Here is a 15,453-nt window from a genome sequence, read left to right on the forward strand (position 1 = left end):
AAGGGAGACGAGCAATGCGGGCAATCGGGCAGGACACCTTCGGCGGACCCGAGGTACTGCGGGTGATCGAGGTCGACAAGCCGACGCCGGGTCCCGGGGAAGTGCTGATCCGCGTCCACGCCGCCGGGGTGAACCCGACCGATTCCTGGCATCGCAGCAGCGGTGGGTTGTTCGGCGCGATCACGCCGCTGGGCTGGGACGTGTCCGGTGTGGTCGAGGAGGTCGGCCTCGGCGTGACGCTGTTCGCCCCTGGTGACGAGGTGTTCGGCATGCCGCGCCTGCCGCACGCCGCGGGCACCTACGCCGAATACGTCACCGCGCCGGCCCGCCATCTCGCGCGCAAGCCGGCGAACCTCAGCCACATCGAAGCCGGCGCGCTGGCGCTCGTCGCGCTCACCGCGTGGCAGGCGCTCGTCGACACCGCCGACGTGCGGCCGGGCCAGCGGGTGTTGATCCACGCCGGAGCGGGTGGGGTCGGCCACGTCGCGGTACAGATCGCCAAGGCGCGCGGCGCGTATGTGATCGCCACGGCGCGTGCCGACAATCACGCCTTCGTCCGTGATCTCGGCGCCGACGAGGTCATCGACTACACGACAACAGATTTCGTCGACGCGGTTCGCGACGTCGACGTGGTGGTCGACACCGTCGGCGGCGAATACGGCCCGCGATCCTTGCGGGTGCTTCGCCCGGGCGGCATCGTCGTCTCGCTGGCTTCCCCGGCGGAAGCGGCTCTGGTCGAGCAGGCCGGCCCGCTCGGAGTGCGTGCCGGATTCATGATCGTCGAACCCGACGGAGCGAGCCTGCGCGCCATCGCGGACCTGGTCGACGCGGGTGCGCTGCGACCCCACGTGGAGACCGTCCTGCCGTTGGATCTGGTGAGCAAGGCCCACGAGATCAGCGACAATCAGCGCACCCGCGGCAAGATCGTGCTCGCGGTGGTGGCGTGACTCAGAACTTGTAGCTGATCCCGGTCATCCGCTCGGATTCCTCCCACAGCCTGCGCAGCAGTTCGGGATCGCGCGAGATCTTGCTCGACGGGCAGGCCTCGACCGGCCCCTGGGACTGCATCCAACGGTTGGGACCCCAGTAGGTGGTGGGATCGGCGTCGGGTTCGGTCGCCGCGAACAGGGTGGAGTGCGCGGCCTTGGCCGGCGCGTGGCCGATGAGCTTGATGAACGGCTTGCTGATCCGGTCCAGCGGGGTCTCGGTGCGGGCGAACAGATCCGTTGCCGAGACCCCGGGGTGTACGACGTAGGACTTCTTCGCCGATCCGGCCTCGGTGAGCCTGCGCTGCAGTTCACGGCCGAACATCAGGTTGGCGAGCTTGGCCTGGGCGTAGGCGAGATTGCGCTGGTAGCGGCGGTTCTCGTAGTTGAGGTCGTCGATCCAGAGCTTCGGCGTCTGCTTGTGCGCGATGCTGGCGATCGACACCACCCGGTCGCGGACGCGATCGAGCAGCAGTCCGGTGAGCGCGTAGTGGCCGAGGTGGTTGACGCCGAACTGGGTTTCGAACCCGTCGGCGGTGCGCGAGAAGGGGATGTTCATCAGGCCCGCGTTGTTGATCAGCACATCGAATTCGCCCTGCTGCTCGGCGAATTCGCGCACGGAAGCCAGGTCGGCCAGGTCGAGCGCGGCCACCCGGACGTCACCGGGGATGGCGTCGGCGATGGGCTGCGCCTTACTCGCGTTGCGGCAGGCCATGATCACGGTGGCGCCCTTACCTGCCAGCGCCTTGGTGGTTTCGGCACCGAGGCCGCCGTTGGCCCCGGTGATCACGAACGTGCGCCCGGACTGGTCCGCGATGTCAGTTGGTTTCCATGCCATGCGCCTATCTTACTCTGGAGTAAGATAGGAGGGAAGGTCACCCCAGCAATCCGGCTAGCGTACGGGCGCAAGCGGGTCTGCGCAGCTTGATCATGGCTTTCGCCTCGATCTGGCGTGCCCGTTCGCGGGAGAAACCGAGAGCCGAACCCACCTCCTCCAGCGTGCGGCCTTCACCGCGATCGAGGCCGAACCGCAGCCGGATCACGGCGGATTCTCGCTCGGTGAGCACCGTCAAGGCCGTCTCGACGTAACCACCCAGCATTCGATCCGCCACCACATCCGCCGGTGCGGGCGTGGTGGCGGGCAGTAGTGAGCCCAGCTCGGTGTCCTCGCCGACGGGTGCGTGCAGCGACACCGGCTCGGCTTCGTGTCGCAGCGTCGCTTCGACCTGCGCGACAGTGAGTTCGGCGCCGACGGCGATCTCCTCCGTCGTGGCCGCCCGCCCCAACTGGTGGGACAGCTCTCGTCGCACCCGGATCACCCGGTGCAGCACGTCGGCCACATTCGAGGGCAGCCGGATCGCGCGCCCCTGATCGGTGAGCGCGCGACCGATCGACTGCCGGATCCAGAACGTCGCGTAGGTGGAGAGTTTGAGCCCGCGCTCGTGGTCGAACTTCTCCACCGCCCGCATCAGTCCGAGCGTGCCCTCCTGGATCAGATCGAGCAGCGACATCCCGGTATTGGTCGGGAACCGGCGGGCGATGGAGACGACCAGGCGCAGGTTCGCCCGCACCATGTGATCTTTCGCGCGCAGACCGTCGAGTTCGGTGCGGTGCAACAGTTCTCGTCGTGCGGCGGTGAGTTCGGCACCGGCTGAGTCGATCTCGGCGCGCGCGGCGGCACCCGCGGCGATGCGCGCGCCGAGGGCGTATTCCTGCTCGGCGGTCAGCAGGGGGGTGCGGCCGATCGTGGTCAGGTAGTCGCGAATGGGATCGGCGGTGACAGTGGCGGTCAAGAAGACTCCCGTTCGATCTGCGGCGAGAAGTGGGGCCGATGAGCTCAGTACAACGAGCACAAACTTAGAACGAACATAAAAATATGTCAAGGGTAAATTTATGACGGCTTCAGATATGCTGGCGGCATGACGCAACCGGGGCTACGGGCCAGGAAGAAGCAGCAGACGCGGGAACATATCTCCGACCGGGCCACCGCACTGTTCCTGGAACGCGGCTTCGACCGGGTGACCATCGCGGAAGTGGCGGCCGCCGCCGACGTCGCCAAAATGACCGTCACCAACTACTTCCCCCGCAAGGAAGACCTCGCCCTCGACCTCGGCGAGGTCTACATCGAGCAACTCGCCGCGATCGTGCGCGGCCGCGAACCGGGGCAATCGGCCCTGGCGGCGCTGCGTCACGCGTACCTGGCGGCCGTCGCGGCCCACGACCAGCTCATCGGCTTCAGCGGCGAACCCTTTGCCCGGATGATCGCCGACAGTCCGGCGCTGACCGCCCGCGTGCGCGACTTCAACGACGACCGTCAGGTGGCACTGGCCGTGGCACTGGCCGCCGAGACCGGCGCCGCGCCTGACGACATCACCCCCCGGGTGGCCGCGGCCCAGCTCGCCGGTGTGCTGCGGGTGTTGTTCGACGAGGTCACCCGCCGCACGCTCGCCGGTGAAGCCGACACCGAGATCGCCGCCGCGCTGACCCGCGATGCCGAGATCGCCTTCGACGCGCTCGAACCCGGCCTGGGAAACTACGCCGTCCGCTGAGCGATCGGCGGCGATTGCTGCCGTGTCACTGGGGTCTGGCGCCGGACCTGAAAGCCCATACTGAGGCAATGCCGGATGGTGTTGCTGCAGACGAGCCCGTCGAGCCGATGAGCAAGGCGAAGATCAACATCATCTTCGCGACCGTGGTGCTCGGCATGCTCATGGCCGCACTCGACCAGACCATCGTGTCGGCGGCGCTGCCCTCGATCGTCGCCGATCTCGGCAGCGCGGGGCACATGGCCTGGGTGGTGACCGCGTATCTGCTCGCCGAGGCCGTCGCGACCGTGCTCGCGGGCAAACTCGGTGACCTGTTCGGCCGCAAACTGCTGTTCCAGATCAGCGGCATCATCTTCATCGCGGGCTCGGCGCTGGCCGGCGTGTCCAATGGCATGGCCGTCCTGATCGTGGCCCGCGCGATCCAGGGCGTCGGCGCGGGCGGGTTGATGGTCACCTCGATGGCCCTGATCGCCGACACCATCCCGCTGCGCGAACGCGGCAAATATCAGGGCGCGCTCGGCGCGGTGTTCGGCGTGACCACCGTCGTCGGGCCCACTCTCGGCGGGCTGTTCACCGACCACGCGAGTTGGCGCTGGTGCTTCTACGTGAATGTGCCGATCGCGATCGTCATGGTGGTGATGGCGGCGCGCACGCTGCCACGCCTGCGCGCGGTCACCCGGCCGGTGATCGACTACCTCGGCATCGGCCTGGTGGCGCTCGGCGTCTCGTCGCTGATCCTCGGACTCGAGTTCGGCGGCAACGAATATCCGTGGGGCTCTTGGCAGATCATCGGTTTGTTCGTGCTCGCGGTGGTACTGCTCACCGGGTTCGTGCTGGTGGAGAACCGGGCGAAGGCGCCGATGCTGCCGATGCGGTTGTTCAGCAGCCGGGTGTTCACGGTGTCGTCGGTGCTCAGTTTCATCGTCGGCTTCGCGATGCTCGGCTCGATGACCTACCTGCCCGCCTACCTGCAATATGTCGACGGCGCGACAGCGACGATCTCCGGCGTGCGAACGCTGCCACTGGTCGTCGGCCTGTTCATCACCTCGGTCTTCTCCGGGCAGGTGGTCGGGAAGACCGGGCAGTACCGGTACTTCCCGATCGTCGGCATGGCGGTGATGGCGGTGGGCCTGGGCCTGATGTCGACGATGGGGCACGACACGAGTCTGTGGCTGGAATCGCTGTACATGCTGATTCTCGGCTCCGGGCTCGGCCTGTCGATGCAGGTGCTCACCATCGTCGTGCAGAACACCGTGCCCTACGCCGACCTCGGTACCGCCACCTCGGGCGTCACTTTTTTCCGCACTCTCGGCAGCGCGTTCGGTACCGCCGTCTTCGGCACGCTCTACACCAACCAGAGCAAGACCGCGCTGGAGAACGCGTTGACGCAGACGCCGGGCGTCCCGCCCGAGGTGGTCGCGAATCCGAAACTGTTGCGAGAACTGCCCTACGAGCAGGCCGCGCCCATCATCGACGCCTACGCGCTGTCGATCGACCACGTGTTCCGCTGGGTCGTTCCGGTGGCGCTGGTCGGTTTCGTCGTGGCGTGGTTCCTGCCGCAGGTGCGGCTACGTGACAGCGCCCGCCATGGCGCCGGCGATGTCGGCGAGGGATTCTCGGTGCCCGATTCGCACGACCGGGTGGTGCAGCTGGAACGCGCGGTCGCCACGACGGTGCGCAAGGCCAGGGCGGAGAAACCGATCATCCCCGAGCTCATCGCGGCCTCCGGCAGCACGCTGAGCCCGGACACGGCGTGGGCGCTGGGGCAGACCTACCTCTATGCCAAGGAAGGTATCCCTGCCACGGTGCACGCCATCTCCTACCGGCACCGGCTGCCGGTGGAGGTGCTCTCGCCCGTCTTCCGCCAGGCCGCCGACGCGGGCCTGCTGCACGACGACGGGGGCGTCCTGTCGCTGACCGACGACGGTGACGCCGAGGTCGACAAGCTGCGCGCGGGTTGGCGGCGCTGGCTCGGTGATCGCCTCGACGACTGGAATTCCGAGGATCCGGTCGACCGCGCGCTGCTCGACGAGGCCCTGTCGAAGATCGCGGCCAAGCTGCTCGACCAGGGCGCTGATAGCGGCGAGGTATCGAAAGTTTGAGTTCCGGCGTCCACTCCGCTGGACAAGCCTTGCCGCCGAATACTCGTAAACGTATATTCGTAGACGAGTAAGGAGGCAGTCATGGCTACGAAGCGCAAAGTGAACAATCTGCTGGCGCTCGCCGTGCTCTCGGTGATCGTGCAGCGCCCGATGCACCGCTACGAGATCGCCGCCACCCTGCGCGCGCACGGCAAAGACCGTGACATGGACATCAAGTGGGGCTCGCTCTACACCGTCGTGCAGAACATGGAGAAGGCCGGATTCCTCGAGGTCATCGGTAGCGAACGCGACGGCGCGCGCCCCGAGCGGGTGATCTACCGGATCACCGACGCGGGCCGCGCCGAGATGGCGGACTGGACCCGCGAGCTGCTCGCCGCGCCCGAGCCCGAACATCACCGGTTCACCGCGGGCCTGTCGATTCTGGCGGTGCTGCCGCCGGACGAGGTGATCGCCCTGCTCGGCACCCGCGTCGCGGCGCTGGAGCGAACCATCGAGACCACCAAGGCCGAACTGGCCGAGCTGACGCTGCCCCGGCTGTTCCTCGTCGAGTCCGAATTCGGCCTGGCGATGCTGGAAGCCGAGGCCAACTGGGCCCGTTCCCTGCGCGCGGAACTCGCCGCGGGCACCTTCGAGGGCCTCGAACTCTGGCGGCAGTGGCATGTCGACGGCATGCCCGCCGAACAGATCCCCGAACTCGGCGAGAGGGGGAACGACTAGCTCCCGCCCCAAGACCCGGACCCGGTGGCGTGCGGCAACACCCCACCGAGCCCGAGAAACCGTCTCGAAACCAGGCGCACCCGGCCACGAGGTGAGGCAACCACAGGATAGCTGGGTGGCGCCGACACAGATCTGGAGATCACCCATGTCCACCACCCGTTCCGCATTGATCATCGGCGGCGGCATCGCCGGACCCGTCGCCGCCACGGCCTTGCACAAAGCAGGCATCGACGCCCACGTCTACGAGGCCTATTCCGGCCCCTCCGAGGGCATCGGCTCCGGGCTGGCGCTGGCACCCAACGGTGTCGCGGCGCTCGACATCATCGGCGCCGGTGACGCGGTGCGCGAGATCGCTCTACCGGTCGCGCAGATGCGACTGCGCGTCAGCGGTCGTGAACACATCATGCCGGTGCTGGCCGACCAGCCCCCGCTCCAGGCTGTCGACCGCGGCGAACTGCATCGCACCCTGCACGATCACGCGATCGCCGCGGGCGTGCCGTTCAGCTACGACAAGCGGCTGACGAGCGTCGACGAACACCCCGACGGTGTCACCGCGCACTTCGCCGACGGATCGACCGCCACCGCCGATATCCTCGTCGGCGCGGACGGAATCCGCTCCACCGTACGAAATTTGATCGACCCGGCCGCGCCCGGTCCCGGCTACACCGGCATGCTCGGCTTCGGTGCGCTGGTCGAATGTGACCTCGACCTGCCGGACGACACCATGGTGTTCGCCTTCGGCGCCAAGGCGTACTACCTGTACTGGAAACAGGCCGACGGCCGCGTGGCTTGGGGCGCGAACCTGCCCAGCAAGCAATATCTTTCGCTCACCGATGCCCGTGCCGTCCCCGCGGAGCACTGGCTGGAAGTACTGCGCGAGACGTACGCCCCCGATTCTCCCGGCGCCGAATTCACCCGCCGCACCACGGCGCAGAATCTGGAGATCACCGGCGCCCTGCACATCATGGGCCCGGTGCCGCACTGGTATCGCGACCGCATGGTGCTGGTGGGCGACTCGGTGCACGCACCGTCGAACAGCTCGGGACAGGGTGCGTCACTGGCGATCGAGAGCGCCGTGCAACTGGCGCGATGCCTGCGCGATATCGCCTCGCCCACCGAGGCTTTCGCGGCTTACGAGCAGTTGCGGCGGGCCCGTGTGGAAGGCATCGCGGCGCGCGCGGCGAAGATCAACCACAGCAAGACCCCGGGACCCCTCGCCCGCAAGGTGATGAACGCGATGATGCCGCTCATGGTCAAGACGGTGATGAACCCGGAGAAGACGATGGGCGCCGAACGCCGGTACCGCATCGATTGGGATGCGCCGGTCGGGGCGGAATCGGCTACTGCCGCACAGTGATCCGGGCAGCCCTCGGTCGACGGTGATCGAGGGCTGTCACGCGGTGCGCGATCACCGTTTCGTTCGGTGACGGTCCGCGCGCAGTCTCAGGATGCGCGCGGTTTCCGCGTCGGCGGGCAGGAATGCCTCGAGGTGGAGTTCGGCGATGGTGACGTCGGTAGCCGTCGCGAAGGAGGTGAGGGTGGTGATCAGGCGGAGGTCACCGTCGGGGGTGCGCAGGTGGAGGGGAACGGCGAAGCCGACATGGTCGGGGCCGGGGGAGGGGGCAGGCAGGTAGCTCGACAGCTCGGCGATGAGGTGGTCGAGCGCCGGATCGGGGGTGTGCGCGGCGCGGCTCCGGAGCGAATCCATGATGTGCCTGCCCCAGTCGGGGAGGTTGCGCACGCGCGGGGCGACGCCGTCGGGGTGCACGGCCAGCCGAAGGACATTGATCGGCGAATTCAGCAGTCGCGGGTCGACACCCTCGGTGAACAGGTCGAACGCGGCATTGGCGGTGACGAGTTCGCCGCGCGGTCGGGCGACCAGCGCGGGGTAGGGCATGTGCCCGTCGAGAACGGCGGTGATCGCCTCGCGCACCGGTGCCAATTCCGGTGCGGCGAGATCGCTTTCGGGAAACACCGGGGCGAATCCGGCGGCCAGCAGCAGGGTGTTGCGGTCGCGCAGGGACAACTCGAGCGATTCCGCCAGCCGAACCACCATCGTTCGACCCGGCTTCGACCTGCCCTGCTCGAGGAAACTCAGGTACCGCTGGCTGGTCTCGGCCCGGATCGCCAGGTCGAGCTGGCTGACCCGGCGCAGCGTGCGCCAGTGCCGCAGTTGCGGGCCGAACCCGGTGGTGGACAGCGCGGTCGTCATCGCCCGAGTCAACCGCGTCGACGAATTATCCGCCATTCCCTCGAAGGAATCATGCGGCCCGCATCCCGGCTCATACCCTCCGGGGAATCGCGCGACCACACCGTCCGCGCCAGAGTTCTGCCCATGAGTGACAACGACATCCACCGCCTCCTGACCGACGCGCCGACCCGCGCCGATCACCGGTCTCGGCTCCCGGCAATCGACACCGCCTACTACCTCGACGGTGGTCTCACCCGTGCCGAGCGGCCACGACCCGAACCCGGTCCGCACCAGGTGCTGATCCGGGTGCGCGCCGCCTCGGTGAACCGGCGCGACCTGATGCTGATGGACGCGACCTACCCGCTGCCGGCCACCCCGGGCATCGTGCCGCTCTCCGACGGCGTCGGTGAGGTGGTCGCGCTCGGCTCCGGCGTAACCCGCGCGGCAATCGGCGACCGGATCACCGCGAGCTACTTCGTGCACTGGGTCGACGGCCCGCAAACCCTCGCCACGGCCGCCGAACAGTACGGCGCGAACTTCGACGGGTTCCTCGCCACGTACGCACTGATAGAAGAGGATTCGATCGTGCACGTACCCACGCATCTCACCGATGCGGAGGCGGCGACCCTCAGCTGCGCGGGTCTGGTCGCCTGGTCGGCGCTCACTACTCCCGCCCTGCCTGCCCCCGGTGCGCGGGTGCTCACCGTCGGTAGCGGTGCGGTGGCGCTGTACGCGATCCAGTTCGCCAAGATCCTCGGAGCCGAGGTCATCTCGATCACGTCCAGCCGACGAAAGGCCGACCGGTTGCGGGCCCTCGGCGCCGACGCGGTGATCGACCGCACCGTGACCGCGGACTGGGGCGACGCGGTGATGGAGATGACAGGCACCGGCGCCGAGCACATCATCGACGCGGTCGGCCTGCCCACGCTCGAACAGTCGGTACGCGCCGGCGCGTACAACGCCACGGTGACCATGGTCGGCGCGATGGCGCCCGCGCCGGGAACAACACTGCCGGACAACCCGTTCGGCTCTTCCTATCTGTCCATCCGGCGGATCGCCGTCGGCAGCCGAGCCGGTTTCGAAGCGATGAATCGCGCGATCACCGAGCATCGTCTGCGCCCGGTGATCGACCGCGAATTCGATTTCGACGACGCCGTCGAGGCCTACGACTACCTGCGCTCGGGGGCCGCGTTCGGCAAGGTGGTGATCGCGGCGGGCTGAGGGCTCAGCACGCGGGTGAACGCGGTGACACACAGGACCAGCCACAGCAGCCCGATGATCCAGCCGGCGAGCACATCGGTGGTCCAGTGGACCCCTAGATAGATGCGCGATAATCCGACGGCAAGGGGAAAGCCGATCGCGAACACGGTCGCGATCACCCGGACCCAGTGTCTGCGCAGCCGCGGGACCACCACCAACGCCACGATGCCGACGACCACGGTGGACCCGAGCGTATGCCCCGACGGGTACGACAGGCTGGGTTCGAAGACCAGCCGCGACGCCTCCGGCGGTCGCTGGCGGCCGACGAGACGTTTGATCACCCACACCAGCACTCCCGCACCCAGCGACGTGATGGCGACCAGGGCGGCGACCGGCAGGTTGCGCCGCAACGCGAAGACGCCGACGGTGAACGACGCCAGGATCGTCATCGACAGCGTGCTGCCGAGGTCGGTGATCACCGTGGCGATGCTGGTCAGCGGTTCGCCGCGGTGCGCGACCATCCAGTCGAGCACCACGGTGTCCATCCGGCTGACACCGCTGGTGACCTCCCAGGTGAGGGCTGCGATCAACACCGCCGTGGTCGCGATGAGCGCGACCACGTACGGCGTCCGGCGGCACAGCGCGGACCAGGCGACGTCGGTGGGCGATGGCTGTCGAGAGGTAGTCGGCATAACTACCAGATTGCCAGGTGAATCCTCATGCTTCGAAGACCACGATGTTTCCGGCGACATCTCGGGTGCCCGCGTCCTTCTTGATCGCCTTCACCAGGTCGGCGACGCAGTCCCAGGTGCGCGGGGGTTCGCAGTCGATGTTGCCGATCGTGAACCAGGTATCGGTGCCGCGGTAGCGGACGAGGCCCTTGCCCGCGTCGTCGAGCATGACATCGAGCTCGCCGGACACCGTCCCTTCCTCTTCGGTCATGACGGCGCTCTCGGCGGTGATCTCGATGGGCTCGCTTATTTGAACTCTCCTCGGCGGAGGCAGTCATCGACTGCGGTGCGCAATGCGGTGTGCTCGGCGGTATCAACGGTCAGTGCGTATTTTACCTTCACTTTGACATAGTGCTCCACATAGGCACACCGGAAGTTACCGGGCGGCAAATAGTTCGCGGGATCCTGATCACCCTTGGAACGGTTGGCCGACGGGTCGGCGGCGACCAGGTTCATCGAGTCGTTGGCGATGCGGCGGCGGGTGTCCTCGTCGCGGTCGGCGGCGCCGGATCGCCACGCTTCGGCAAGGGCGACAATGTGTTCGGCGTCGACCTTGGACGGATCGGTGATGAACTTGTAGGGCCCGAGTTGGCCGGTCTTCTTGTCGATGAAGCCGTAGTGGTCCTGCCAGCCGCCACCGGCCGCCACCGTCAAGTCGCAGGTCTTGGCGTCGAGGGTGACCTTGCCGTTGGCGTCACGCAGCATCATCACCTCGCGACTGGTGCATTTGGTGTACTTGGCCAGGTCGCCGGTGAAGCCGTGCTCGGGCTTGTTGGTGTCCCAGTGCGGGAACTTCTCGCGCGTGTAGCCCGTCATCGGGCCTTCCTTCGCGACGACGAGGGTGGCGACCAGATCACCGATCTCCTTGCCCGACAACGTCACCGCGCCCGCGGCGCCAGGCCCTGGATTCACCTCGTCCAGCAGCGAGTTCGAACAGGCGGCCACCACAGCCAGGCACACCGCCGCGACGAAGGCGAGCAGGGCTCGTCCCAGGATCCTGCCGTTGATCGAAGACCACTTCATGCCCGTACCGCCCAGACGCTCCGTCGAGAAATGAACCGGCACAACCTAACGGCCGCACCGGGTGTCGTCAGTGATTGTCCGCTATGAAGTTCCGCACAGCACAGCGGGAACCGATTGTGGCTCAATAGCGTTCATCTATGGATGGAAATGACCGTTGCCGTCCGGGTGCAAACTCGGGGTGATCGACATCACAATCCGTCAGTCGGGCAGTGATCCCGACTCCGGCGGAATCCCGGTGTCCAGGAACCGGATCAGCCGTGCGATGCGGGCGGCATGGTCGACGCATCGCTGGAATTGACTGCCCAGCAACGCCATATCGATCGCGGCCTCGGTGCTCACCTCGGCCTCGCTGAGGGCGGTGCGCAACTGCTTGCACAGCGTTTCCATCGCCTCGATGTCGCTGCCGTCGTCGGCGGCGAATCGACCGCTGGCCACCGACGCGCTCACCCGCGCGACACAGGCGGCCGCGAGCGTGCCCATCGACACCAGTTCGGTGATCACCGATGCGGGAGCGACCGCGCTCGGATGTGCCCGATACACGTACTGCCCAGCGGTTTCGGTGCGCCGACCGATCCGCGACAGCTCGCCGGCGACCTGAATCGCGGTCACCACGTGGCGCAGGTCGCGCGCGACCGGCGCCTGCAACGCGAGCAGGGCCATGGTGCGGGATTCGCAGGCGGCGAACATCAGTTGTAGCTGCTCGTCGAGCGCGAACACCTCGTAGGTGGCAGCGAGGTCGGCGCCGGCCAGCGCCTGGGTGACCCGCTCGGTCGCGTCATGAGCGACGCGCGACATCAGGGTGAGATCGTTGGCCAAAGCGACGAGCTCGAGGGTGAACTGGGTCCGCACGCGCTGAATTGTTCCCCATCGAGGGGGTGCGAGTGAATCCATCGCCGAGATCCGTGCCGCGACGGATCCGGGTGTGCCCGGTCGTAGCTGGAAGGATGGAGGTCATGATTGCCGCGTTGACGACCAAATGGACCATGTACGTGCCCATCCTCGCCGCGCTCGTGCTCGTACTCAGCTGGGGCCGTTCGGTACCGGGATTGATCGTCGCGCTGGTGAGTATCGCCCTGGTGGGTGCCGTGCTGGCCGCGGTCTATCACGCCGAGATCGTCGCCCACCGGGTCGGCGAACCCTACGGGTCGCTGGTGCTCGCGGTGGCGGTGACCGTGATCGAGGTGGCGTTGATCGTCACGATGATGATCTCCGGCGGCGACAAGGCCGCCTCGCTGGCCCGCGACACCGTCTTCGCCGCGGTGATGATCACCTGCAACGGCATCTTCGGATTGGTGCTGCTCGTCGGCGCGCTGCGCAGACGGGTGGCGGTGTTCAACGCGGAGGGGACCGGGGCCGCCCTGGCCACCGTCGCGACCCTGGCCACGCTGAGTCTGGTGCTGCCGACCTTCACCACCAGTGCGCACGGCCCCGAGTTCTCGCCGGCGCAGCTGGCCTTCGCCGCCGTCGCCTCGCTGGCGCTCTACGGGCTGTTCGTCATGGTGCAGACGGTGCGCCACCCCGACGACTTTCTTCCGGTGGAAGACGGCGGCGCTGTCGACGACAGCGACACCCATAGTCACGCGCCGTCCAATCGGGCCGCACTGATCAGTCTCGGCATGCTGGTGCTCGCTCTGGTCTGCGTGGTCGGCCTGGCCAAGGTGGTCTCGCCCGCGCTCGAGTCGGCGATCGCCTCGGCGGGATTGCCGCCGTCGGCGGTGGGTGTGGTGATCGCGATGCTGGTGCTGCTGCCCGAGACTCTCGCCGCGGTGAACTCCGCGCGCCGCAACCAGGTGCAGATCGGTCTGAACCTGGCGCTCGGTTCGGCGATGGCCAGCATCGGCCTGACCATTCCGGTGATCGCGATCGCGACCATCTGGCTCAGCGGTCCGCTGGTGCTCGGTCTCGGTGCTACGCAGATGGTTCTGCTCGCGCTCACGGTCGTGGTCGGCACGCTGACGATCGTTCCCGGCCGCGCGACCCTGCTACACAGTGGCGTTCACCTGGCGTTGTTCGCGGCTTTTGTGTTCCTGGCCGCAAGTCCGTAGGTGAGGTGCTGTGGATCACACGGCGTGTAGATCTGTCATGAAAATCGCGGAAAAGCGACCAGGGTCACCCACTGGAAATTTTGTTGTGACGCAGAGTACCGGTTAGCTTGCTGGAGTTGGCACCGACGCCGAAGCCAGAGAGTGCGGTATGAAAATCACCAAGCCCCGTGCTTCACGAGCGGCCCGGAGGCATCTCTGATGCCTACCGATCTGCACTCCGCGAAGCCGGATTCCGCTACCCAGATCGTCCGCGAGAATTTCACCGACACCGTCGTGTCATCGCTGCGGACCTTCGGGCGTGCGGTCGATCTCGCACAGCAAGCGGTCGGCGGATCGTTCTCCGACATCGCCCGCAGACAGTTCCAGTGGCGGGAGACCCTCGTACAGGCCTGGCGGCTGATCACGGTCACCGCCATTCCCGCGATCCTGATGGCGATCCCGTTCGGCGTGATCGTCTCGGTCCAGGTCGGCAACCTGATCCACAGCCTCGGCGCCGACTCCATGCTCGGCGCCACCGGCGGCCTCGGCGTGATCAAACAGGGCGCGCCCATCGCCACCGGCTTCCTGCTCGGCGGCGCCGGCGCGGCGGCCATCGCGGCCGACCTCGGCGCGCGCACCATCCGCGAGGAGATCGACGCGCTCAACACCATGGGCATCAACCCGGTGCACCGGCTCGTCATCCCGCGCCTGGCCGCCATGCTGCTGGTCGCTCCGATGCTCAATGTCTTGATCATCTTCGTCGGCGTGCTGGCCGGATACGCGGTCGCCGTCGGCGGTCAGGGCGTGACCCCGGGCAGCTACTGGTCGACGTTCGGTTCGTTCGCGACCGCCGGTGACGTGTGGGTCTCGCTGCTCAAGGCGCTGATCTTCGGCTTCCTGGTCGTGATCATCTCCTGCCAGCGCGGACTCGAGGCCAAGGGCGGTCCGCGCGGCGTCGCCGACGCGGTGAACGCGGCGGTGGTGCTCTCGGTCGTCTCGATCGCGATCGTGAACCTGCTGGCCAGCCAGATCAGCGCCATGTTCCTGCCGACGAAGTTGGCGTGATGGCTGCCTCGTCGTACATCCCCACCTCGCTGCACTGGCTGCGCAAGCCCGCCCGCCTCGGCAAGCGGATCGTCACCGCCGGTGAATCGATCGGCTTCGTCGCGGTGTTCGTCTGGCAGGTGCTGTCGTCGGTGCCGCTGACGCTGCGCCGCTACCGGGACGAAACGCTGCGCGCGGTCACCGATATGACCTGGGGTCGCGGGTCGATCATCGTCGGCGGCGGCACCGTGCCGATGATGATCGTGCTCGGCCTGGTGATGGGCGCCTCGGTGGGCGTCGAATCGTTCGCCTCACTCGACATGCTCGGCATGGGCCCGGTCACCGGCGTGATCTCGGCCTACGCGACCACCCGTGAGCTGGCCCCGATCGCGGCGGCCATCGGCTTCGCCGCACAGGCCGGCTGCCGGATCACCGCCGAGATCGGTGCGATGCGCATCTCCGAGGAGATCGACGCGATCGAGGCGCTCGGCCTGCGATCGGTGCCCTACGTCGTCACCACCAGAGTGATCGCCGGGGCCATCGCCATCGTGCCGACCTTCCTGATCGCGCTGATCCTGGCCTACGGCGCCTGCCGCGGGCTGCTCACGATGGTCTACGGCCAGTCGGCCGGTGTGTACGACCACTACTTCTTCCAGTTCATCTCCGGCTTCGACATGATCGCCGCGGTGATCAAGGTGGCGGTCTTCGGCACGGTGGTGATCCTGGTGCACGCCTACTTCGGGTTCTTCGCCACCGGCGGTCCCGAGGGGGTCGGCATCGCCTCCGGTCGCGCGGTGCGCGCCAGCTCGGTGGCCATCATCGCCATCGACATGGTCCTCACGATCATGCTCTGGGGCTTCAACTCGGCGATCAGTTTTACGGGGTGAGC

General features: G+C 67.4%; 16 protein-coding genes. 9 read left to right on the forward strand and 7 right to left on the reverse strand.

From position 1 onward, the window contains the following. The first annotated feature begins 14 nt into the window (after positions 1-14). Positions 15-947, forward strand: a complete 933-nt coding sequence (locus tag QX204_RS04060) for an NADP-dependent oxidoreductase (protein WP_301905227.1) — start codon at positions 15-17, stop codon at positions 945-947. A gap of 1 nt (position 948) precedes the next feature. Here QX204_RS04060 and QX204_RS04065 read toward each other — a convergent pair whose 3' ends face one another. Both QX204_RS04065 and QX204_RS04070 read right to left on the reverse strand, forming a co-directional pair. Beyond that, complete coding sequence (locus QX204_RS04065; protein ID WP_301905228.1) at positions 949-1,824, reverse strand: oxidoreductase; 876 nt, start codon at positions 1,822-1,824, stop codon at positions 949-951. Between the two features lie 37 nt (positions 1,825-1,861). Further along, entirely contained in the window at positions 1,862-2,779 is a 918-nt protein-coding gene (locus tag QX204_RS04070) for a sigma-70 family RNA polymerase sigma factor (protein ID WP_301905229.1), read from the reverse strand. A 126-nt stretch (positions 2,780-2,905) separates the two neighbouring features. Between QX204_RS04070 and QX204_RS04075 the strand changes: the two genes are divergently transcribed. From QX204_RS04075 to QX204_RS04090, 4 genes are all read left to right on the forward strand, one after another. Beyond that, positions 2,906-3,535 (forward strand): TetR/AcrR family transcriptional regulator, encoded by a 630-nt coding sequence (locus QX204_RS04075; protein ID WP_301905230.1) that lies wholly within the window; start codon positions 2,906-2,908, stop codon positions 3,533-3,535. A 68-nt stretch (positions 3,536-3,603) separates the two neighbouring features. After that, complete coding sequence (locus QX204_RS04080; RefSeq protein ID WP_301905231.1) at positions 3,604-5,634, forward strand: MDR family MFS transporter; 2,031 nt, start codon at positions 3,604-3,606, stop codon at positions 5,632-5,634. 81 nt (positions 5,635-5,715) lie between these two features. Then, positions 5,716-6,351, forward strand: coding sequence for a PadR family transcriptional regulator (locus QX204_RS04085; RefSeq protein WP_301905232.1), 636 nt, complete (start codon positions 5,716-5,718; stop codon positions 6,349-6,351). Positions 6,352-6,496: 145 nt separating this feature from the next. Beyond that, positions 6,497-7,708 carry an FAD-dependent oxidoreductase gene (locus QX204_RS04090; RefSeq protein WP_301905233.1) on the forward strand — a complete coding sequence of 404 codons (1,212 nt, stop codon included), beginning with the start codon at positions 6,497-6,499 and terminating at the stop codon, positions 7,706-7,708. Between the two features lie 51 nt (positions 7,709-7,759). Here QX204_RS04090 and QX204_RS04095 read toward each other — a convergent pair whose 3' ends face one another. Then, positions 7,760-8,563 carry a helix-turn-helix domain-containing protein gene (locus QX204_RS04095; RefSeq protein ID WP_301905234.1) on the reverse strand — a complete coding sequence of 268 codons (804 nt, stop codon included), beginning with the start codon at positions 8,561-8,563 and terminating at the stop codon, positions 7,760-7,762. Positions 8,564-8,686: 123 nt separating this feature from the next. Between QX204_RS04095 and QX204_RS04100 the strand changes: the two genes are divergently transcribed. Next, on the forward strand, positions 8,687-9,763 hold the full coding sequence (locus tag QX204_RS04100; protein WP_301905235.1) for a zinc-dependent alcohol dehydrogenase family protein: 1,077 nt from the start codon (positions 8,687-8,689) through the stop codon (positions 9,761-9,763). On the opposite strand, the gene QX204_RS04105 is transcribed toward QX204_RS04100, so the two are convergent. The 4 genes from QX204_RS04105 to QX204_RS04120 form a co-directional block, all read right to left on the reverse strand. Beyond that, complete coding sequence (locus QX204_RS04105; RefSeq protein WP_301905236.1) at positions 9,712-10,434, reverse strand: phosphatase PAP2 family protein; 723 nt, start codon at positions 10,432-10,434, stop codon at positions 9,712-9,714. The two genes, QX204_RS04100 and QX204_RS04105, sit on opposite strands and share 52 nt — an antisense overlap. Positions 10,435-10,459: 25 nt before the next feature. Then, positions 10,460-10,684 (reverse strand): hypothetical protein, encoded by a 225-nt coding sequence (locus QX204_RS04110; RefSeq protein ID WP_082844342.1) that lies wholly within the window; start codon positions 10,682-10,684, stop codon positions 10,460-10,462. Positions 10,685-10,719: 35 nt separating this feature from the next. Further along, positions 10,720-11,496, reverse strand: coding sequence for an HNH endonuclease family protein (locus QX204_RS04115; RefSeq protein WP_301905237.1), 777 nt, complete (start codon positions 11,494-11,496; stop codon positions 10,720-10,722). 198 nt (positions 11,497-11,694) lie between these two features. Next, entirely contained in the window at positions 11,695-12,345 is a 651-nt protein-coding gene (locus QX204_RS04120) for a phosphate signaling complex PhoU family protein (protein ID WP_301905238.1), read from the reverse strand. A 104-nt stretch (positions 12,346-12,449) separates the two neighbouring features. Between QX204_RS04120 and QX204_RS04125 the strand changes: the two genes are divergently transcribed. The 3 genes from QX204_RS04125 to QX204_RS04135 all read left to right on the forward strand — a co-directional run bounded on the left by QX204_RS04125 (position 12,450) and on the right by QX204_RS04135 (position 15,451). Then, positions 12,450-13,541 (forward strand): calcium:cation antiporter, encoded by a 1,092-nt coding sequence (locus QX204_RS04125; RefSeq protein WP_301905239.1) that lies wholly within the window; start codon positions 12,450-12,452, stop codon positions 13,539-13,541. Between the two features lie 198 nt (positions 13,542-13,739). Continuing rightward, the gene (locus tag QX204_RS04130) at positions 13,740-14,585 is read left to right on the forward strand and encodes an MlaE family ABC transporter permease (protein WP_301905240.1); all 846 of its coding nucleotides are present in this window, start codon (positions 13,740-13,742) and stop codon (positions 14,583-14,585) included. Continuing rightward, positions 14,585-15,451 carry an MlaE family ABC transporter permease gene (locus QX204_RS04135; protein ID WP_301905241.1) on the forward strand — a complete coding sequence of 289 codons (867 nt, stop codon included), beginning with the start codon at positions 14,585-14,587 and terminating at the stop codon, positions 15,449-15,451. Before QX204_RS04130 ends, QX204_RS04135 begins: the two co-directional genes overlap by 1 nt. Positions 15,452-15,453 lie beyond the last annotated feature (2 nt).

Source organism: Nocardia sp. PE-7 (genome assembly GCF_030486425.1).
Lineage (GTDB): Bacteria > Actinomycetota > Actinomycetes > Mycobacteriales > Mycobacteriaceae > Nocardia > Nocardia salmonicida_A.